Source organism: Xanthobacter pollutisoli (genome assembly GCF_040044995.1).
Lineage (GTDB): Bacteria > Pseudomonadota > Alphaproteobacteria > Rhizobiales > Xanthobacteraceae > Xanthobacter.
Window position 1 is genome coordinate 84052 of the sequence record NZ_JBDZDP010000007.1, and the last position, 20428, is coordinate 104479.

Annotated in this window: 17 protein-coding genes; 11 read left to right on the forward strand and 6 right to left on the reverse strand. The window is 71.1% G+C overall.

Annotation, left to right across the window (positions count from 1 at the left end):
- Nucleotides 1-6: 6 nt before the first annotated feature.
- From ABLE93_RS15310 to ABLE93_RS15345, 8 genes are all read left to right on the forward strand, one after another.
- Nucleotides 7-1395: a sensor histidine kinase gene (locus ABLE93_RS15310; RefSeq protein ID WP_348840704.1), complete on the forward strand. Its 1389-nt coding sequence runs from the start codon at nucleotides 7-9 to the stop codon at nucleotides 1393-1395.
- Nucleotides 1392-2435 (forward strand): NADH-quinone oxidoreductase subunit B family protein, encoded by a 1044-nt coding sequence (locus tag ABLE93_RS15315; protein WP_348840705.1) that lies wholly within the window; start codon nucleotides 1392-1394, stop codon nucleotides 2433-2435. Before ABLE93_RS15310 ends, ABLE93_RS15315 begins: the two co-directional genes overlap by 4 nt.
- Nucleotides 2432-3889, forward strand: a complete 1458-nt coding sequence (locus ABLE93_RS15320; protein WP_348840706.1) for a nickel-dependent hydrogenase large subunit — start codon at nucleotides 2432-2434, stop codon at nucleotides 3887-3889. The genes ABLE93_RS15315 and ABLE93_RS15320 overlap by 4 nt, the downstream gene beginning before the upstream one ends.
- Nucleotides 3890-3894: 5 nt before the next feature.
- Entirely contained in the window at nucleotides 3895-6198 is a 2304-nt protein-coding gene (hypF, locus tag ABLE93_RS15325) for a carbamoyltransferase HypF (RefSeq protein ID WP_348840707.1), read from the forward strand.
- Nucleotides 6199-6243: 45 nt separating this feature from the next.
- A complete protein-coding gene (rsmI, locus tag ABLE93_RS15330) occupies nucleotides 6244-7212 on the forward strand; it encodes a 16S rRNA (cytidine(1402)-2'-O)-methyltransferase (RefSeq protein ID WP_348840708.1) in 969 nt (322 codons plus the stop codon).
- Nucleotides 7205-7591 (forward strand): YraN family protein, encoded by a 387-nt coding sequence (locus tag ABLE93_RS15335; RefSeq protein ID WP_348840709.1) that lies wholly within the window; start codon nucleotides 7205-7207, stop codon nucleotides 7589-7591. The genes rsmI and ABLE93_RS15335 overlap by 8 nt, the downstream gene beginning before the upstream one ends.
- A gap of 70 nt (nucleotides 7592-7661) precedes the next feature.
- On the forward strand, nucleotides 7662-8606 hold the full coding sequence (gene gshB / locus ABLE93_RS15340; protein ID WP_348840710.1) for a glutathione synthase: 945 nt from the start codon (nucleotides 7662-7664) through the stop codon (nucleotides 8604-8606).
- A 110-nt stretch (nucleotides 8607-8716) separates the two neighbouring features.
- Nucleotides 8717-9028, forward strand: coding sequence for a polyhydroxyalkanoic acid system family protein (locus ABLE93_RS15345; RefSeq protein ID WP_348840711.1), 312 nt, complete (start codon nucleotides 8717-8719; stop codon nucleotides 9026-9028).
- A 5-nt stretch (nucleotides 9029-9033) separates the two neighbouring features.
- Here the strand turns inward: ABLE93_RS15345 and ABLE93_RS15350 are convergent, their stop codons facing one another.
- Nucleotides 9034-9810 carry a class I SAM-dependent methyltransferase gene (locus ABLE93_RS15350; protein WP_348840712.1) on the reverse strand — a complete coding sequence of 259 codons (777 nt, stop codon included), beginning with the start codon at nucleotides 9808-9810 and terminating at the stop codon, nucleotides 9034-9036.
- A gap of 133 nt (nucleotides 9811-9943) precedes the next feature.
- Here ABLE93_RS15350 and ABLE93_RS15355 point away from each other — a divergent pair, with 133 nt between their 5' ends.
- Nucleotides 9944-11476, forward strand: coding sequence for a YifB family Mg chelatase-like AAA ATPase (locus ABLE93_RS15355; protein WP_348840713.1), 1533 nt, complete (start codon nucleotides 9944-9946; stop codon nucleotides 11474-11476).
- A gap of 53 nt (nucleotides 11477-11529) precedes the next feature.
- Here the strand turns inward: ABLE93_RS15355 and ABLE93_RS15360 are convergent, their stop codons facing one another.
- Complete coding sequence (locus ABLE93_RS15360; protein WP_348840714.1) at nucleotides 11530-12138, reverse strand: hypothetical protein; 609 nt, start codon at nucleotides 12136-12138, stop codon at nucleotides 11530-11532.
- 305 nt (nucleotides 12139-12443) lie between these two features.
- On the opposite strand from ABLE93_RS15360, the gene olsB reads away from it, so the two are divergent.
- The gene (gene olsB, locus ABLE93_RS15365; protein WP_348840716.1) at nucleotides 12444-13559 is read left to right on the forward strand and encodes a l-ornithine N(alpha)-acyltransferase; all 1116 of its coding nucleotides are present in this window, start codon (nucleotides 12444-12446) and stop codon (nucleotides 13557-13559) included.
- 98 nt (nucleotides 13560-13657) lie between these two features.
- The gene (arfB, locus tag ABLE93_RS15370) at nucleotides 13658-14080 is read left to right on the forward strand and encodes an alternative ribosome rescue aminoacyl-tRNA hydrolase ArfB (protein WP_348840717.1); all 423 of its coding nucleotides are present in this window, start codon (nucleotides 13658-13660) and stop codon (nucleotides 14078-14080) included.
- Between the two features lie 35 nt (nucleotides 14081-14115).
- Here arfB and recN read toward each other — a convergent pair whose 3' ends face one another.
- The 4 genes from recN to ftsZ all read right to left on the reverse strand — a co-directional run bounded on the left by recN (nucleotide 14116) and on the right by ftsZ (nucleotide 20376).
- Entirely contained in the window at nucleotides 14116-15798 is a 1683-nt protein-coding gene (gene recN, locus ABLE93_RS15375) for a DNA repair protein RecN (protein ID WP_348840718.1), read from the reverse strand.
- Between the two features lie 6 nt (nucleotides 15799-15804).
- Nucleotides 15805-16659, reverse strand: a complete 855-nt coding sequence (locus ABLE93_RS15380; protein WP_348840719.1) for an outer membrane protein assembly factor BamD — start codon at nucleotides 16657-16659, stop codon at nucleotides 15805-15807.
- A 509-nt stretch (nucleotides 16660-17168) separates the two neighbouring features.
- Nucleotides 17169-18104: a UDP-3-O-acyl-N-acetylglucosamine deacetylase gene (gene lpxC / locus ABLE93_RS15385; RefSeq protein WP_348840720.1), complete on the reverse strand. Its 936-nt coding sequence runs from the start codon at nucleotides 18102-18104 to the stop codon at nucleotides 17169-17171.
- Between the two features lie 490 nt (nucleotides 18105-18594).
- Complete coding sequence (gene ftsZ / locus ABLE93_RS15390) at nucleotides 18595-20376, reverse strand: cell division protein FtsZ (protein ID WP_348840721.1); 1782 nt, start codon at nucleotides 20374-20376, stop codon at nucleotides 18595-18597.
- Between the last annotated feature and the right edge of the window lie 52 nt (nucleotides 20377-20428).

Genomic DNA, 20428 nt, shown 5'->3' on the forward strand with positions numbered 1-20428 from the left:
CGCCCGATGCCCCTCAACGAGGGCAAGGACTTTCTCCCCGACGGACCGCTCGCCAGCGGCCCGCTGGCGCTCCCGCGCGCCGGGGCGGAATTCGGCGTCGACGCGGAGGAGGCGTGGATCGCCGTCATCCGCAAGATGGACGAGACCTATGCCGAGCTCGTCCGCCAGCAGGTGGAGCTGGAGGCGAAGAATGCCGCGCTGGAGGAAGCTCAGGGCTTCATCGCCGGCCTGCTCGGCTCCATGACCGACGTGCTGGTCGCCTGCGACCTCTCCGGCCGGGTCGAGCAGGTGAACCTTGCCGCCGAGCGCGCCTTCGGCCAGCACGCCGACGCCCTTGTCGGCCGGCCCCTCGGCGCCCTGCTGGATGTCTCGTCGCAGACCTCGGCCGCCGACGTGCTCGCTACCGTGGCGCGGCGCCAGCGCATCGCCGATCGCGAATTCGCTCTGTCGACTCCCGAGGGACCGCTCGCGGTCTCGGTGAACGGCGCGCTGCGCTTCGATCCCCGCGGGCGGGCGGTCGGAATCGTGCTGGTGGGGCGGCCCATCGGCGAGCTGCGCGCCGCCTATCACGAGCTGGCCAAGGCGCACGAGCATCTCAAGCGCACCCAGCAGCAGCTGGTGCATGCGGAAAAGATGGCCTCGCTCGGCCGCCTCGTGGCCGGCGTCGCGCACGAGCTGAACAATCCCATCTCCTTCGTCTACGGCAATGCCCATGCGCTGAAGCGCTATGCCGAGCGCCTCATCGCCTATCTCGGTCAGGTCCATGGCGGGGCGGACGCCACCGCCCTCGCCCGCGCCCGGGGCGAAATGCGCATCGACCGGGCGCTCTCCGACATTCCTGCCACCCTCTCCGGCATGCTGGAGGGCGCAGAGCGCGTCCGTGACATCGTCGCCGACCTGCGCCGCTTCTCCTCCGACCGGCGCGAGGCACGCGAGGTGTTCGATCTTGCCGGCGTGGTGCGTTCGGCGGTGGACTGGGTGGCCAAATCACAGATGCCGGACCTCGGCATCGCCATGCAGGTGCCAGACGGGCTGGAGGCGGTGGGCCATCCCGGCCACATCCACCAGGTGATGATGAATCTGGTGCAGAACGCGGTGGATGCCCTGGAAGGCCGCCCCGACCGGCGGCTGGAGATCACCGGCGCCCGGCTCGAAGGTCCCGAGGGGCCCCGCGTCGCGGTGCGGGTGCGCGACACCGGGCCAGGCATTCCCGAGGACTTGCTCGGGCGCATCTTCGATCCGTTCTTCACCACCAAGCCGGTGGGCAAGGGGACCGGCCTCGGCCTCTCCATCTGCTACCGTATCGCCGAGGAGCATGAGGGGCGGCTCGAGGCGACGAACCATCCGGAGGGCGGCGCCGTCCTCTCCCTCGTGCTGCCGGCCGCTGTGCCATGAGCGTCGCGACACGCCCGCCCGCCGTCGCCGGGCGACAGGCCCCCTTCACCGTGCTCTGGCTGCAATCTGGCGGCTGCGGCGGCTGCACCATGTCGCTGCTGTGCGCCGAGGCGCCGGACCTCGCGGCGACGCTTTCCAGCGCCGGCATCAGCTTCCTGTGGCACCCGACCCTGTCGGAGGAGACCGGCGCCGAGGCGCTCGACCTGTTCCAGGCGGTGCTGGACGGCACCGTGCGGCTCGATGCCCTGTGCATCGAGGGCGCGCTGCTGCGCGGCCCCAACGGCACCGGCCGCTTCCATCTCCTGGCCGGCACCGACATTCCCACCGTCGAATGGGTGCGGCGGCTCGCGGCGGTGGCGGAGCATGTGGTGGCGGTGGGCACCTGCGCCGCCTATGGCGGGGTGACGGCGGCCGGCATCAATCCCACCGACGCCTGCGGCCTCCAGTTCGACGGCCGCCGGCTGGGAGGGGCACTGGGTGCGGATTTCCGCTCCCGCTCGGGCCTTCCGGTGGTGAACGTCGCCGGCTGCCCGACGCATCCCAACTGGATCACCGAGACCTTGATGCTGCTCGCCGCCGGCCTTATCGGTCCCGGCGACCTCGACAGCTACGCCCGTCCGCGCTTCTACGCCGACCACCTCGTGCACCATGGCTGCCCGCGCAACGAATACTACGAATACAAGGCGAGCGCCGAGAAGATGAGCGACCTCGGCTGCATGATGGAGCACCTCGGCTGCCTCGGCACCCAGGCCCATGCGGACTGCAACACCCGCCTATGGAACGGCGAGGGCTCCTGCACCCGCGGCGGTCATGCCTGCATCAATTGCACGGCGCCGGAGTTCGAGGAGCCGGGCCACGCCTTCCTCGAAACGCCCAAGATCGGCGGCATCCCCGTGGGCCTGCCCACCGACATGCCCAAGGCCTGGTTCATCGCCCTCTCGTCGCTCGCCAAGGCGGCGACGCCCGAGCGGCTGCGGCGCAACGCGGTATCCGACCATGTGGTGACGCCCCCTGCCGTCCGGGACATCCGCAAGCGATGAGCGATGGCGAAACCCGCCTTGTCGTGGGGCCCTTCAACCGGGTGGAGGGCGATCTGGAGGTGCGCCTCGACGTGGCCGAGGGCGCGGTGCGGCAGGCCTTCGTCTCCTCGCCTTTGTTCCGCGGCTTCGAGCGCATCCTGGAAGGACGCGATCCCCGCGACGCCCTGGTGATCGCGCCGCGCATCTGCGGGATCTGCTCGGTGTCGCAATCCCACGCGGCGGCGCTGGCGCTGGCGGGGCTGGAGGGCATCATCCCCACCGACAATGGCCGCACCGCCACCAACCTGATCCTCGCCACCGAGAATCTCGCCGACCACCTCACGCACTTCCACGTCTTCTTCATGCCCGACTTCGCCCGCGCGGTTTACGAGGACCGCCCGTGGTTCGCCACCGCTGCCCGGCGCTTCAAGGCGGCGCACGGAGAGAGCGTGCGCGCCGCCCTCGCCACCCGGGCGACGCTGCTGCATGTCATGGGGCTGCTGGCGGGACGCTGGCCGCACACCCTCGCCCTCCAGCCCGGCGGCGTCGCCAAAGGCGCCGACGCGCGGGACAAGATGCGCCTTCTCGCCACCCTCGGGGCGGTGCGCGCCGATCTGGAGGGACGGCTTTACGGCGCGCCGCTCGAGCGCGTGGCGGAGCTCGCCAGCGTCGATGAGCTCGACCGCTGGCGCAGCATGGGGCCGGACGGCGACTTCCGCCTGTTCCTGGAGATCGCCGCCGACCTCGATCTTTCGGCCCTGGGGCGCGCCCACGACCGCTTCCTCTCCTACGGCGCCTACCCGCAGGAAGAGGGGCGGCTCTATGTCGGCGGCACCTTCGCGGCGGGGCGCGCCGGCGGCCTCGATCCCGCCGCCATCGCGGAGGACCACAGCTTCGCCCGGATGGAGGGGCGCGATGCGCCCCATGCCCCCTTCGAGGGCTCGACCTTTCCCGATGCCGCAGACGAGACCGGATACACCTGGTGCAAGGCGCCGCGCCTCGCTGGCCGACCGTTCGAGACCGGCGCCTTCGCCCGGCAGGTGGTGGCGGGGCATGCGCTGGCCCGCGACCTCGCCGCACGGGAAGGCGCCAACGTGCGCTCGCGCGTGATCGGCCGGCTGGTAGAGACGGCGCGCACCCTGATGACCATGGAAGGCTGGGTGCGGGCACTGGAGCCGGGCGCCCCCTGGTGCGCCCAGGGCACAGCCCCCCAGGCGGGCCGCGCCTTCGGTTTGACGGAAGCGGCGCGCGGCGCCCTCGGCCACTGGATGGTGGTGGAGAAGGGCCGCATCGCCCGCTACCAGATCATCGCGCCCACCACCTGGAACTTCTCGCCCCGCGACGCCGCCGGCCAGCCGGGGCCGCTGGAGGCCGCCCTCGTCGGGGCGCCGGTGCGCCAGGGGGAGACAACCCCGGTGAGCGTGCAGCACATCGTGCGCTCGTTCGATCCCTGCATGGTCTGCACGGTGCACTGACGACAATGGTGGACGAGGCGGAGCGGACCGGCGAGGAGATCACCGTCTCCGGCATCGTGCAGGGGGTGGGCTTTCGCCCCTTCGTCTATCGCCTCGCCCTCAGGCTGGGCCTCGACGGCACGGTGCGCAATGCCGGCGGGCGGGTGGTGATCCACGCCGGCGGCCCCCGCGTCGCCCTCGACGCTCTCGCCGAGGCGCTGCGGGCCGAGGTGCCGCCGCTCGCGCGGGTCGAGGCGGTGGAGCGCCGGGCGGCGCCCGTGCCGGAGGCGGGCTTCCGCATCATCGAGAGCGGCGCCGGCACCGTCTCCGTGGGAGTGGTGCCGGACGTGGCCACCTGCCCGGCCTGCCGGACCGAGATCGCCACGCCCGGCGCCCGCCGCCACCGCTACGCCTTCACCAATTGCACGGATTGCGGGCCGCGCTTCTCCATCGTCCGCGGCCTGCCCTACGACCGGTCCGCCACCACCATGGCGGGCTTTTCCATGTGTCCCGCCTGCCGCAGCGAATATGACGACCCTTCCGACCGGCGCTTCCACGCGCAGCCCATCGCCTGCCCCGTCTGCGGGCCGCGCCTGTGGCTGGAGGCGAACGGAGAGGTGGTCGCTGCCGCCGATCCGCTGCTGGAAGCCGCCCGCTGGCTCGGGGCGGGGCGCATCCTGGCAGTGAAGGGCATCGGCGGCTTCCACATCGCCTGCGACGCCACGAATTGCGAGGCCGTCGCCCTGCTGCGCGCCCGCAAGCACAGGCCGACGAAGCCGCTCGCGGTGATGGCCGATCTCGCCACCGCGCACCGCCTGTGCGCCATCTCGCAGGAGGAGGAGCAAGCCCTCCTCTCCCCCGCCGCCCCCATCGTGCTCCTCGCGCTCAAGCCCGACACCGGCCTCGCCCCAGGCGTCGCGCCCGGCCAGCGCCATCTCGGCATCATGCTGCCCTATACGCCGCTGCATCACCTCCTGGTCGCCGCAGCCGGCCGGCCTCTGGTGATGACATCGGGCAACCGATCCAGCGCGCCTCAGGTGTTCGAAGACGACGCAGCCCGCTCAAGCCTCGCCGGCATCGTCGACGGCTTCCTCATGCATGACCGGCCTATCGCCCGCCGGCTCGACGACAGCGTCGCCCGCGTGGCGGCGGGACGCCTGCGGGTGATGCGCCGCGGCCGGGGTCTTGCCCCGCCGCCGCTGAGGCTGCCCGACGACTTCGCTGATGCGCCGCCTGTGCTCGCTCTGGGGGGCGAGCTCAAGAGCGCGCTCTGCCTCACCCACTGCGGGCAGGCGCTGCTCTCCCATCATCTCGGCGACCTCGACGAGCCGGCCACCGGCGACGCCTTCGAGACCGCGCTGACAGATTACGCCGCCCTCTTCGCCCACCGCCCGGCCGTGGTCGCGGTGGACCTCCACCCGGACTATCGCGCCACCCGCCTCGGCGCCCTGCTGGCGGAGCAGGGCGGCCTTCCGCTCGAAGGGGTTCAACACCACCACGCCCATATCGCGGCGGCAATGGCCGAGAACGGCTGGCGGCGGCACGACGGGCGGGTGGTGGGCATCGCCCTCGACGGCCTCGGGCTCGGAGATGACGGCACCGCGTGGGGCGCGGAGATCCTCGTCTGCGACTACCGCGCCAGCCGGCGGGTGGCGCGGCTCTCACCCATTGCGCTCGCCGGCGGCGATGCGGCGAGCCGCGAGCCCTGGCGGGTGCTTCTGGCCCATCTGGACCGGGCGCTGGGCCGCGCGGCGGTGGATGCGTCGCCCCATATCGCCGCGTGCCTCGCCGGGCGGCCGGTGCCGACGCTGCGGGCGATGATGGACAAGGGCATCAACGCCCCGCTCGCCTCCTCAGCCGGGCGCCTGTTCGACGCGGCAGCAGCGCTCCTCGGCCTCGCGCCCGAGCGCCTGAGCCACGAGGGAGAGGCCGCCATGGCGCTGGAGGCCACGGCGGAGGGGACCCCGCCGCCTTATCCTTTCGCGCCGGAGACATCCGGCGCCCTCTGGGAGATCGACCCCGCTCCCGCATGGCGAGCCATGGTGGCGGACCTCACCGCCGGGCGCGCGCTATCGGCCATGGCGGCGGCGTTTCATTACGGACTTGCCGAGGCGTTCGCGGATGCGGCCGCGAGCATCGCCGTCCGCGAAGCGATTGCAGCCGTCGCGCTATCGGGTGGGGTGTTCCAGAACGCCCTGCTGCTGGAGGCCACCGTCGCCGCCCTCGCGCACCGCGGTCTCGCCGTGCTGGTGCCAGCCGACGTACCGGCCAATGACGGCGGCCTCGCCTTGGGGCAGGCCGTCGTTGCCGCCGCCCGCCACATGGGCTGACGCGCGGCCGTTTCCGTCCGGCGCGGGCGGAGCTATGGTTGCGCCATGACCCACCCCCACCGATCGCCGCCCGCCGCGGGACGCGCGGAGCCCCGCGGCGGCCCCTCGGCAGCGAAGACCTTCCTCCTCGCCGGCACCACCTTGCCCGCGCCGCGGCTGGCGCCCGGCCTTCACGTGGTGGCGACACCCATCGGCAACCTTGCCGACGTGACCGTGCGCGCCCTGGAGACCCTGGCCGCCGCCGACGTGATCGCGTGCGAGGACACCCGCATTTCCCGCCGCCTGCTTGACCGCTACGCCATCGCCACGCCCCTCGTGCCCTATCACGACCACAACGGCGCCAGCGCCCGGCCGAAGCTCCTCGCCCGCCTCGCCGCCGGCGAGCGGGTGGCGCTGATCTCCGACGCCGGCACGCCGCTGGTGTCCGATCCCGGCTTCAAGCTGGTGGTGGAGGCGGCGGAGGCGGGGCTCACCGTGCACCCGGTGCCCGGCGCCTCGGCCCTCCTGGCGGCGCTGATGGCGGCGGGCCTGCCCACCGACTGCTTCCTGTTCGACGGCTTCCTGCCGCCCAAGGCCGGCCAGCGGAAGAACCGCGTCGCCGCTTTGGCCACCGTGCCCGCCACCCTCGTCTTCTACGAAACCGGGCCGCGCCTCGCCGAGAGCCTCGCCAATTTGTCCGCCACCCTCGGCCCGCGCAAGGCCGCGGTGTGCCGTGAACTCACCAAGGCGTTCGAAGAGGTCCGCCGCGGCGATCTTCCCGCCCTCGCGGCCCACTACGCCGGCCTTGAGGCGCCAAAGGGCGAGATCGTGCTGGTGGTCGGACCGCCGCTGGAGGAGGCCGCGGGCGATGCCGATGTGGACGCGGCCCTCGCCCGCGCGCTGCGGGACACCTCTCTGAAAGATGCGGTCGCCGCCGTCGCCGCCATGACCGGGCGGCCCAAGAGGGAAGTCTATGCCCGGGCGCTGGCCTTGAGCGAAGGGCGCCACCGGGACGACCCGCCCGGCGATGACTGACGCGCCGACGACCGCCATCGCCCGTCGCCGCGCCGCCCACGCCCGCGGTATCGCGGCGGAGGAACGGGCCGGCACCCTTCTGGGCGCGCGTGGCTTCGACATCCTCGCGCGGCGCGTGCGCACCAAGGCGGGGGAGATCGACCTGGTCGCCCGCCAGGGCGATCTTCTCGTCTTCTGCGAGGTGAAGCTGCGCGCCACCCTGGAGGACGCCGCCTTCTCGCTCCAGGCGCGCCAGCGCCGACGGATCGCCGCGGCGGCGGCGGCCTTCCTCATGGATCATCCCGAGCTCGCCGCCCTCAACATGCGCTTCGACGCCGTGCTGCTCGCCCGCACCGGGGAGGCCGAGCACCTGCCCGGCGCCTTCGAGGCCGAGAGCTGAAGCACGGTGGCGGCGCGCCCCAACCGCCTATAGATAAGCCGAAGCCCCGCCGGGGCACCGGGAGATTGCCATGGCCCTGAAGGTCGCGGTCCAGATGGACCACATTGCCAACATCAACATTCAAGGCGATTCCACCTTCGCCCTCCTCCTGGAGGCGGAGGCGCGCGGGCACGCGCTGTTCCACTACACGCCCGACCGCATGGCCATGCGCGACGGCGTGGTCTTCGCCACTGTCGAGCCCCTGAGCGTGAAGGACGAGGCCGGTGCCCACTTCGCCCTCGGCGCGAAGCAGCGGGTGGCATTGGGCGAGATGGACGTGGTGCTGATGCGCCAGGATCCGCCCTTCGACATGGCCTATGTGACCGCCACCCACCTTCTGGAGCGCATCCATCCCAAGACGCTGGTGGTGAACGACCCAGCCCATGTGCGCAACGCGCCGGAAAAGATCTTTGTCACCGAATTTCCCGAGCTGATGCCGCCCACGCTGATCTCTCGCGACCTCGACGAGATCAAGGCCTTCCGGGCCGAGTTCGGCGACGTGGTGATGAAGCCGCTCTACGGCAACGGTGGCGCCGCCGTGTTCCGCCTCGCCGCCGACGACCTCAACTTCGGCTCGCTCTACGACCTGTTCTCCGTCACCTTCCGCGAGCCCTGGGTGATCCAGCGCTTCCTGCCGGAGGTGAAGCACGGCGACAAGCGCATCATCCTGGTGGACGGCGAGGCCGCCGGCGCGGTGAACCGGGTGCCGAGCGAGGGCGACCTGCGCTCCAACATGGTGCGCGGCGGCGCGGCAAAGCCCACCGACCTCACTGACCGGGAGCTGGAAATCTGCGCCCGCATCGGTCCATCCCTGAGAGAGATGGGGCTGATCTTCGTGGGCATCGACGTGATTGACGGCAACCTCACCGAGATCAACGTCACCTCGCCCACCGGCTTGCGCGCCATCAAGCGCCTCGGCGGCCCCGACATCGCCGCCCAGATCTGGGATCGGATCGAGGCCAAGCGAGCCGGCTGACGCGCCGGCTGCGCGGAACGCTTCCGCCCGTCGGGCCAGAACCCGCGGGCCGCCCGCGGCGTTTATGGCACGACGGGAGATCGCCGGCCCGAACAGACGCAGGACACATCATGGGACAGCCATTCACCGCCTCAATTCCCCACCGCCTCGGCAAGGCGGAGGCGACTCGGCGCCTGCAGGCGGGCCTTTCCTCCGTGCGCGAGCGCTTCTCGCGCCACATCTCCATCACCGAGGAAGTGTGGACCGGAGAGCATCTCGACTTCCGCATCGCCGCCCTCGGCCAGAGCGCCCAGGGCACGCTGCAGGTGGCGGATGACGCGGTGCATCTTTCGGTGGAACTGCCCTTCATGCTGGACCTCATCGCCCGCAAGGCGAAAGATCTGATTCAGAAGCAGGGCAAGCTTCTGCTGGAGAAGAAATAGCCGCTTCAGGCGGCCTCCAGCTCCAGCGTCAGCGTATCGAGGGTGAAGGAGCCATCGGGCTCGAACTCGAAATGCGCCGCCACGTCGGCGCTGGCGCCGGCGAACAGCGAACGGATCGCGGCGACGTGCAGCTCCGGCGTGCGGATGCGCGCCACCCACGATGCGAATTCCAGCCGCATGCGGCGCTGCGCCGTCCGCATCACCCGGAATCCCGCCCCCTCGGCGAAGCGCTCCCATTCCTGCGAGCTGTAGTCCCGCCCGTGGGAGGGATCGCGCAGCAGCTCGACGGTCTGGAGGAAGGTGTCGGCCACCGGCCAATCGGGCGCGATGACATCCATGAACACGGCGACCCCGCCCGCCTTCAAAACCCGTCGCGCTTCGGCGAGACCTCGAGGCACATCTCGCCAATGGTGCGCGCTGTAGCGCGAGGCGACCATGTCGAAGCTGGCGTCGGCAAACGGCAGGCGCTCCGCGACGCCCTCCTGCGTGGAAATGTTGGTGAGGCCCCGGGCGGACGCCTCGGCGGCCACGGCACCCAGCATGTCGGGGGACAGGTCATAAGCCACCACCGCTCCGCAGAAGGGCGCGGCGGTAAAGCTCACATGACCGCCGCCGCAGCCGAGATCGAGAAGCCGCGCCGGCCGCAGCTCCTGCGCCAGCGCGCCGAGGGCTTCAAGGTCCGCCCCACGGGCATGGACGGCGCTCGCCACATAAGCGGCGGCCTGCGGCCCGAACATCTCGGCCACATGCGCCTCGTGGCTGCGCGGCATGGCGGCACTCATCGGTAAATCTCCCGGCTGACGCGTCAGCATAGGATGGCCGCGGCCAACCGCAAGCGCAATTGTTCCGCTTTCGTTCTTGCCGGAGATGCCCGCCTCCGCTACCTTAGGTGGCAGACGAGCGCGAGGGCGGGCAGTGATCCAGCGGGTGGCGACAGTCGCATTCGAAGGGGTTGAGGCGCGCCCCGTGGACGTGCAGGTGCACGTGGCCGCAGGCCTCCCGGCCTTCACCATCGTCGGCCTGCCGGACAAGGCGGTGACCGAGGCGAAGGAACGGGTGCGGGCAGCGCTCATCGCCTCCGGTCTCGCTCTGCCGGCCCGCCGCATCACCGTCAATCTCGCGCCGGCCGACCTGCCCAAGGAAGGCTCGCATTACGACCTGCCCATCGCGCTGGGGCTGATGGCCGCCATCGGCGCCATTCCGGGGGACGCCCTCGCCAGCTTCACCGTGGTCGGCGAGCTGGCGCTCGACGGCGCCATCGCGGCGGTGGCGGGCGTGCTACCCGCCGCCATCGGCGCCAATGCCCGCGGGCACGGCCTCATCTGCCCCGCACCCTGCGGCGCCGAGGCGGCCTGGGCCAGTCCGGACATGCAGATCCTCGCGCCGCAATCCCTGATCCAGCTCGCCAACCACATGACCGGACGCCAGGTGATGGGCCGGCCCGAGCCGCGGATGAAGCCGCCCGGAGACATCATGCTCGACCTGAGGGACGTGAAGGGCCAGGAGACCGCCAAGAGGGCGCTCGAGGTGGCGGCGGCGGGCGGCCACAATCTGCTTTTCGTCGGCCCGCCCGGCGCCGGCAAGTCCATGCTCGCGCAGCGCCTGCCCTCCATCCTGCCGCCCCTGTCCCCGGCCGAGATGCTGGACGTCTCCATGATCGCGTCGGTGTCCGGCACCATCGAGGACGGCGCCCTCATGGACCGCCGCCCGTTCCGCGCCCCGCACCATTCCGCCAGCATGGCGGCCATGGTGGGCGGCGGTGCCAAGGCCAAGCCGGGCGAGGTCTCCCTCGCCCATAATGGCGTGCTGTTCCTGGACGAACTGCCGGAATTCTCGCCTCAAGTCCTCGATTCCCTGCGCCAGCCGCTGGAGACGGGGGAGGTGCTGATCGCCCGCGCCAACCACCGCGTCACCTATCCCGCCCGCTTCCAGCTGGTGGCGGCCATGAACCCCTGCCGCTGCGGCCGGGCCGGCGAGCCGGGCTTCACCTGCAAGCGCGGCCCGCGCTGCGCCGACGAGTACCAGGCGCGCCTGTCCGGCCCGTTCCTCGACCGCATCGATATGCATCTGGAGGTGCCGTCGGTGTCGGCCTCCGACCTCGTCCTGCCGGCGCCGACGGAAGGCTCGCGGGAGGTTGCGGCACGGGTCGCCATGGCGCGCGAGATCCAGATCGAGCGCTATGCCGCGCTGGGCCGGCCGGACGTGCGCACCAATGCGGAAGCTTTCGGCCCGCTGCTGGAAGCGGTGGCAACGCCGGACCCCGGCGGCGCTCTGCTGCTGCGGGACGCCGCCGACGCCATGCGGCTCAGTGCCCGCGGCTATCACCGCGTGCTCAAGGTGGCGCGCACCCTCGCCGACCTTGATGGCGCCGACGGGGTCGGCCGGCGCCATCTCGCCGAGGCCCTCGCCTACCGGGCCGCGGCAGAGCGGCCGCGCGCCGCGGCGTGAACGGCACCGGACATGGACGCGCCGGACGTGAGTGCCCTGGCGCGCCACCTGCCTCAGCGGATCGCGTTGATGGCGAGGCCTTCGAGATAGGTGATCTGGGCGAGGTCGCCCGGGTTCACCTTCTGCAGGTCCGCGAGAACCTGGGCATTGGCCGCGCGCACCACCCGCACGTTGCCGTCCGGGCCCTCGAAGGTCACCGTGCCGGCGGCCGGATCGATGCCCACGAAGATGGTGGTGAGGGTCACCTCGCGGATGCCGAAGCCCTCCGGCCAGCCCGGCAGACCGTCGTTCACGGCCACCTCGGACATCACCTCCCCCGGCTTGCCCTGATGCGCCTTGCCCAGCGCGGTGACGATGCCCGGCGCCACGCGGATGAGCAGGGTCTCGCCATTGCGGAAGGCGGAGAGGTCGCCCAGCAGCGGCGGGGCGATGACCGCCCAGCGGCGGCCCAGCGGCCCCTCCAGCACCACACGGCGGGTGGCGGGATCGGCTGAAACGAACTGCGCCTTGTAGGTGACGATGGTGATCTGGCCAAAGCCGGCCACCACCACCTGCTCCACCTCGGCCGGCACCGGGCGCGGCTGAGCGAGCGCCGGTGCAAAAGCAGCGAAGCCGATCCAGGCAGCTGCGGCGAGCTCAATCCTGCCAATCGCGATCATCATGTCCCCCACGGCGAATCGCGGGCGCCCAGCGGCCCGCGCTGCGGCGCTAGCACCGCGCTCAAGCCGCGGCAAGCCGCATAGCCCGGTGGCGGAGCAGCGTGCGGCGCCATTGTCACAATGGCGTTGGAAAACTATGGTGTTGCTGACGTTCACATTCCGGATGTCCCCGGCAGCGTGCCGGGGTGGCGCCGCTTCCGTTCCGCCGGCCTGCCGTCGGGGGGTGCGCGCAGCCGGCGAGATGCGACGCCGAGCGTTGGGTGGTGGCGCGCCCGCCGACGGCGGCGGCCCGGGGAGGGGGTCGTTGCATGAAACGAATGGGACAGTCGGACCCCGGCTTCAACCTGCCCGCGCTGTTCGGGCGCGGTATCGACGTGGCCCGGGATTTCGCCAAGGACTTCGCCAAGGATTTTGCCAACGCGAACGGTGCGGCCGCCGGCGAGCGGCCCAAGCCCGCCGCGCCATTCCTGTTCGGGGCCGATCCCGCCGCCCATCCGTTGTTCGGAACGCCGGGCGGCCGCGCGGCCCTGCCCGCCCCCCAGAAGCTGGTCACCGACCTGCGCGCCTATTCCGGGCTGCGCCACCGCGACGCCATGCCGAGCGCGCCGGAGAGCGTGGTGCTTGGCCGCCTCGGCGCGCTGGAGGTGCGGCTCGCCCGCACGGCGCGCGACGTGCGCCGGGCCCAGCGCCTGCGCTACAAGGTGTTCTACGAGGAAATGTCTGCGGTGCCGGACGCCACGACCCGCCTCGCCCGCCGGGACATGGACAGCTTCGACACCATCTGCGAGCACATCCTGGTGCTCGACCATGATGCGGGCAAGATCGTGCTCGGCCGCCGCAAGCCCAAGGTGGTGGGCACGTATCGGCTGCTGCGCCAGGACGTGGCGGTGCGCCACGGCGGTTTCTACACCCAGGGCGAGTTCGACGTGCGCGGCGTGATCGACGCGCACCGCGATCTCAAATTCCTTGAGCTCGGGCGCTCCTGCGTGCTCAAGCCCTATCGCAACAAGCGGACGGTGGAACTGCTCTGGCACGGGGTGTGGACCTACATCCTGCGCAACCGGATCGACGTGATGTTCGGCTGCGCCAGCCTCGAGGGCACCGATCCCTCCCAGCTCGCCCTGCCCCTGTCCTTCCTGCACCACAATGCGCTCGCTCCGCAGGAATGGCGCGCCCGCGCGGTGGACGGCCGCCGGGTCGCCATGGACCGGCTGGCGAAGGCAGAGATCAATCCGAAGGCGGCGCTGCAGGCGCTGCCGCCGCTCATCAAGGGCTATCTGCGCCTCGGCGGCTTCGTGGGCGACGGCGCCGTGGTGGACCACCAGTTCGGCACCACGGACGTGCTCATCATCCTGCCCGTGTCGGTCATCAGCCCGCGCTACGTGGAGCATTTCGGCCCCACCGCGAATCGCCACGCGATCTGACCTGCGGCGCGCACGCGGCCGTAACTGACCGCTCCGCGCGCCGGCCATTTGCCCGCCGCCGCGGGCCCCGCTTATGGTGCGCCCGGAAAGGGTGCGCCATGATCGAGATCACCGCCCGCATCGCCATCGCCGAAGACGAGATCGAGCTCGCCTTCGTGCGGGCCTCGGGTCCCGGCGGGCAGAACGTCAACAAGGTGTCGAGCGCGGTGCAGCTGCGTTTCGATGCGGCTGCCTCGCCCAATCTGCCCGAAGGCGTGAAGGCGCGGCTCGTGCGCCTTGCCGGCAAGCGCATGACGCAGGATGGCGTCATCATCATCCAGGCCCAGCGCTTCCGCACCCAGGAGCGCAATCGCGAGGACGCGCTCGCCCGGCTGGTGGAGTTGATTCGCTCGGCCACCATTGTCGCGCCGGTGCGGCGGCCGACACGGCCCACCCTCGCCTCCAAGGAGCGCCGCCTTGCCGCCAAGGACCGGCGCGGGCAGGTAAAATCCCTGCGGCGGGACAAGCCCTCGGGCGAGTGAGCGATCCCGCCCGGGGCCGAATCACCTCGCCGTCGTCAGCGCGCGGCCTTCAGCAGGCGATCGGCGGCGGCGCGGGCCTCGGCGGTCACGGTAGCGCCGGCAAGCATGCGGGCGATCTCCTCGCGGCGGGTCGCGGCGGTGAGGGCGGCGACCCGGGTCGTCACCGGCGCATCGAGTTCGGCAGGATCGGCGAGGCTGGCCTTGGCGATGAGAAGATGGTTACGCGCGCGCGCCGCCACCTGCGGGGCATGGGTCACGCACAGCACCTGGACGCGGTCGGCAAGGCGGCCGAGCCGCTGGCCGATGGCATCCGCCACGGCGCCGCCCACGCCCGTGTCGATCTCGTCGAAGATCAAAGTGGGCGCCGAGCCGCGATCCGCCAGCACCACCTTCAGGGCCAGGAGAAAGCGCGCCAGCTCGCCGCCTGAGGCGACCTTCATCAGGGCGCCAGGTCGCGTACCGGGATTGGTCCGCACCCAGAACTCCACCTGGTCGTGCCCGCCCGGCCCGGCCGCCGAGGGATCGCTGGTCACGCGGGTGATGAAGGCCGCACGCTCCAGCTTCAGGGGCGGCAGCTCGGCACCAACGGCGGCATCCAGCACGGCGGCGGCGGCATGGCGCCCGCGCGACAGCGCCTCCGCCGCCATGCCATAGGCCGCGCCGGCCTCGGCCACTGCGGCCTCCAGCCGGGCGAGGGTGGCGGCGCTGCGATCCAGGCGCTCCAGATCGGCGATATAGCGTGCCGCGACGGTGGGAAGGTCGTCGGCGCTGGCATGATATTTCCGCGCCGCGGCGCGCAGGCCGAACAGGCGCTCCTCGATGCGCTCCAGCTCGCGCGGCTCGAAATCGGCATCGGCGCGCGCTGCCTCCAGATGGAGGCGCGCCGTCTCCAGCGCGTCGAGCGCCTGGTCGATAGCTTCCACCGCAGGTCGCACCAGATCCTGCGCCTCGCCGGCGCGGCGTTCCAGCCGGCGGACGGCGGCGGCGAGGGAGGGGACGGGGGAGCTGCCGCCGGAGACCGCATCGAGGGCCTCGTCGAGGTCGGCGGCGATCTTCTCGGACCGCATCATGGCAGTGCGCCGCTCCGAAAGCGACGCCTCCTCGCCGGGCTCGGGCGCGAGGGCGGTCAGTTCCTCCACCGCATGGCGGATGAAGTCGGCGTCGCGGGCGGCGGCCTCGAGCCGGTCGCGCTCGGCCTGCGCCTCCTCCTGCGCCACGCGCCACCTCCGCCAGAGGTCACCCACCGCGATCGCCTCGGCACCGAGCCCGCCGAAGGCGTCCAGGAGCTGGCGGTGGCTCGCCGGGTCCACCATGGCGCGGTCGTCGTGCTGGCCATGCAGTTCCACGAGGCTCGCGCCGATGAGGCGGAGCGTCTGCACGCTCACGGCCTCCTCGTTGATGCTGGCGCGGGTGCGCCCGTCGGCCATCTGGATGCGGCGGATCACCAGCGGCCCCTCGTCCGGCAGCTCGGCGGCGGCGAGCATCGCGTGGGCGGGATGATCGAGCGGAAGGTCGAAGGTGAGCGTCACCTGCCCCTTAGTCTGGCCGTGGCGGACCAGGGCGCCGTCGCCCCGCCCGCCAAGGGCGAGGGACACGGCATCGAGCAGGATCGACTTGCCAGCACCCGTCTCGCCCGTGAGGACCGTGAGGCCTTCAGCGAGAGCGAGATCGAGCTTCTCGATGAGGACGATGTCCCTGATCGAGAGCGCCGCCAGCATGGATGATCAGCCGAGCCCCATCTTCTTGAACGCCTGGCTGATCCAGGACGCCTTGTTTTCCTGCGGTTCGGCGCCACTCGCCTGAACCAGCTTGTAGGCGTCCTTATACCACGGGCTGTCGGGGAAGTTATAGGCAAGCACGGCCGCGGCGGTCTGCGCCTCGCTCACCACGCCGAGGGCCATGTAGGCCTCGGTGAGGCGATAGAGCGCCTCTTCGACCTGCCGGGTGGTCTGATACTGCGTCACCACGATCTTGAAGCGGTTGATGGCGCCGGTGTAGTTGCGCTGCTCCAGATAGTAGCGCCCGATCATCATCTCCTTGCCGGCGAGCTGGTCGCGGGCCACCTCGATCTTCTTCTTCGCGGTGGCGGCGTATTCCGTGTTGGGATACTTGCGCACCACGTCCTCGAGGGCATCGAGGGCCTGACGGGTCTTGCGCTGGTCGCGGGTGATGTCGGGGATGTTTTCGTACAGGGCGGACGCCACGAGATACTGCGCGTAGGCGGCATCGGCCGATCCGGGGTAGAGCGCCACGTAGCGGCGGCCCGAGCCGATGGCCTCGTCGTACTTGCCCGCCTCGAAATAGGAATAGGTCGTCATCAGCAGGGACTTGCGCGCCCATTCCGAATAGGGGTGGGTGCGGTCCACGTCCTCGAAGCGCTTCGCTGCCTTCTCCGGCTCCTGCCGACGCAGGAGGGTGAGGCCCTCGTTATAGATCTTCTCCGCCGGCTCGTCAGGCGGCAGCACGTCGTCCTTGTCGCTGGCGCAGGCGGACAGCAGGAGGCCCAGGGTCAGGGCGAGCGCCAACGCGCCACCGCGGCGCAGCGCGGACACCTTCAGGACATCGTTCAAGAATCGCATCACGGTTCAGCTTCCGTCCCGCGCCTCAAGGCGTCGCTTGTAATGGAGGATCCGGCGCAGGGAAACCGCGCCGGCCGGATCAACCGCCCTGGGCGCCCCCGCATCGTCCTCCCGCTCGTCGTCGGCCCGTCTCTTCGCAAGCCGGCATTGGCTCGACCGAGCCGTCCTCCGGTCCGCTGCCCCGCGTGGGAAAGCAGGCCGTCCGGCTGTCAGAGGGGGCCGCCCCGCCCGGTCGCCCCCGCGCCAGAAAACTGCACTGTCCGCGCTATCGGGCCTTTCGGTCGGCAATGTGGCGGCGGTGGACGGGATGCGTGCTCTTGCGCACGGCTGTGGCCCCGCCGCAACGCCGGCTCACCATTGAAGGGCCCGCGCCCGATCACGCCGCCGGACCGGCTGGGGGCCATGAAATGTCGGCGCGGTTAACAAACCGCAACCGCCGGGATGCACGGCGGCCTTATAAACGCCAACGGCGCCCGCGAGGGGCGCCGCCGCTTCGGAAGAGAGCGCGATCAGATTTCCGGGGCGAACACCGGCACCGGGCTGGAAACGCCGATCTCGGCGCCGACCGTGTCGCGAACAGGCCGGGCGGGAGCCTCGACGATGGCGTAGGACGAGCGATCCGCAAGGAGGGCGTCCACCACCGAGAAATTCAGCTTGTGACCGCCGCGGAAGGAGCGGTAGCGGGCCAGCAGCGGCAGGCCGGCAAGGGCGAGGTCGCCCACCGCGTCGAGGGCCTTGTGCCGCACGAACTCGTCGGAGAAGCGCAGGCCCTCGGGGTTGAGGATGCCGCCGTCGTCGAGGCAGACGGTGTTTTCGAGCGCGGCGCCGCGGGCATAGCCGGCAGAGCGCAGGCGCTCCACATCCTTGAGGAAGCCAAAGGTGCGGGCCGAAGCCAGTTCGCGGCGGAACACCGCCGGCGACATGGTGGCAGCGAAGCGCTGGCGGCCGATGGCCTCGTGGCCGAACTCGATCTCCACCTCGAGGCGAAAACCCGCTTCGTAGGGCAGAAGCTCACCGAAAGAGGCGCCGTTCTCGACACGAACCGGCTTCAGGACCTTGAGATACTTGCGGCGGCCGCGCACCTCGGCGATGCCGGCGGCGTCGATGGCAGCCACGAAGTCGGTGGCGCTGCCGTCGAGGATCGGAACTTCCGGGCCGTCGATCTCCACCACGGCGTTGTCCACGCCGACGCCGCTCAGGGCCGCGAGAATGTGCTCCACGGTGGAGACGAGCGCGCCGGAGCGGTCACCGAGAACGGTGGCGAGGTCGGTGGCCTGGACGGAATGGCGGTTGACGGTGGCCTTGCGGGGCGCCTGATCGGCGAAAGAGCGGATGAAGACGACGCCGGTGTTCGCGGAAGCGGGCTTGAGGGTGAGGGTCGCCTCGACCCCGGCGTGAACGCCGACACCCTTCAGTGCAATCTCGCGAGCCAGAGTGGTCTGCATCGTCGGCGCGTCCCATGTTGGGGAAGCTTTCCGGCAACCGGGCCTTTGACCCGAGGCTGCCGCACTCCTTCCCTCAAACCTTCACCTTCAGCGCCAACTTTCGCCCCGGTTGTACGAAGAAACTGTCAACGCGGGAGGCGAGTCGGCCCGTCAGGATGGGTGCACCCTAGTCGTCGGGATGGAGTGCGCCAAATCACGCTTGCTTACCCGATGTTACTGACCCTTTCTCGCAATTTCTCATTAACTATCAATGCCTTGATACCGACATTCCGGGGCTCGAAAGGGCCTGTGTTACAGCCTTTTCGCGAGGGTTCGGAGCACGAATCGGGCGGGCTGTGGTGTTTCGGCAACAGGGTTCCGCCAATCGCGAACCGGCCGGGAACCTTCCGCCCGGCGCCTTAATGGGCCGGGCGAAAAAGCGACGAAACGAGGGAAGAAGAAACGGCCGGCACGGGGGGTCTCCCGCGCCGGCCGTGTGATGCGCGTGCCGTCAGTTGGCCTGGCGGCGCAGAAAGGCGGGAATCTCCAGCTGGTCGTCCTCGTCGCGGTGCGGACCCGGGCGGGACGGCACCTCGGCGGCCGGGCGGGCCGGCGGACGCTTGGCGAACTCGGACACCGGCGGCTCGCCGGGTCGGCCCGGCAGGGTCGGGCGCGCATCGCCGCGGCCCTCGGGACGGGGCTCGGCGGGGCGGCGCTCCGGCGCCCGCATGCTCGGCTGCTCGCGGCGGGCCGGCTCGGCTTCCGGCTCCTCGCGCCGGCCCACGTGGGCGAGGCGCTGGAGCAGGGTCATGCGCTTCTTGTCGGGCTGGGCCTGCTCCACCGGCGGCTCGCCGCGCTGGGCGCGGATCTGGTTCTGCGCCGGCAGCGGCAGTTCGTCCACCCGCGGCATGCGCGGCGAGCGCGGGCGCTGGCCGGCCGGCGGGATGTAGGGCGCGAACTCGTCCTCCACCATGGGCGCGGGGGCAGGAGCGGGCTCCGGCTCGGCGAAATAGGTGGGCTTGGGCGGCGCCGAGCGGATGGTCACGTCGTCGATGGCGACGGCGCGCTCGGCCGGGGTCGGCTGGGGCGCGGGATGCGGGGCGTAGGCCTGGGCGGCCTGCGGCGCGTAGCTCTGGGGCGCATAGGCCTGGGCGCTCTGCTGGGCGTCCTCCATGCCGATGAGGTCCTCGGCCTGGATCGAGGCCACCGCGCTGCGGATCTGGGCCTCGCGGGCCTGTTCCACGGCCACGCGGCCGGCGTTGGACATCTTGCGGCCGGCGAGCTCGGGGAAGCGGTCGGTGGCCGGCTGGATCTGCTCGGGGATCACGGCGGGGTCGATGCCGGTGGCCACCACCGACACGCGGATGATGCCGTCGAGCACCTCGTCGAAGGTGGCGCCGAGGATGATGTTGGCGTCGGGGTCCACTTCCTCGCGGATGCGGGTCGCGGCCTCGTCCACCTCGAACAGCGTCATGTCCTTGCCGCCGGTGATGGAGATCAGCAGGCCGCCGGCGCCGCGCATGGAGGTCTCGTCCAGCAGCGGGTTGGCGATGGCCGCCTCGGCCGCCTGGATGGCGCGCTTGTCGCCGGAGGCCTCGCCCGTGCCCATCATCGCCTTGCCCATGTCGCGCATCACGGCGCGCACGTCGGCGAAATCGAGGTTGATGAGGCCTTCCTTCACCATCAGGTCGGTGATGCAGGCGACGCCCGAGTAGAGCACCTGGTCGGCCATGGCGAAGGCGTCGGCGAAGGTGGTCTTCTCGTTGGCCACCCGGAACAGGTTCTGGTTCGGGATGACGATGAGGGTGTCGACGCTCTTCTGCAGCTCGCTGATGCCGTGCTCGGCCACGCGCATGCGCCGGGCGCCCTCGAAGTGGAAGGGCTTGGTGACCACGCCCACCGTGAGGATGCCGAGTTCGCGGGCGGCGCGTGCCACCACGGGAGCGGCGCCCGTGCCGGTGCCGCCGCCCATGCCGGCGGTGATGAACACCATGTGCGAGCCGGACAGGTGATCGCGGATCTCGTCGATGACTTCCTCGGCGGCGGCGCGGCCAACCTCGGGCTGGGAGCCGGCACCGAGGCCCTCGGTCACCGCCACGCCCATCTGGACCACACGCTCGGCCTTGGTCAGCGACAGGGCCTGGGCATCGGTGTTGGCCACCACGAACTCCACCCCGTGGAGCCCGGCGGTGATCATGTTGTTCACCGCATTCCCCCCGGCGCCACCCACGCCGAACACCGTGATCCGGGGACGAAGCTCACGAATGTCGGGCATCTGAAGGTTAATCGTCATGCTATTGCTCCGTCCCGATTGGCCCTGTCCGCCGCTCGCGAATCCTTGATGA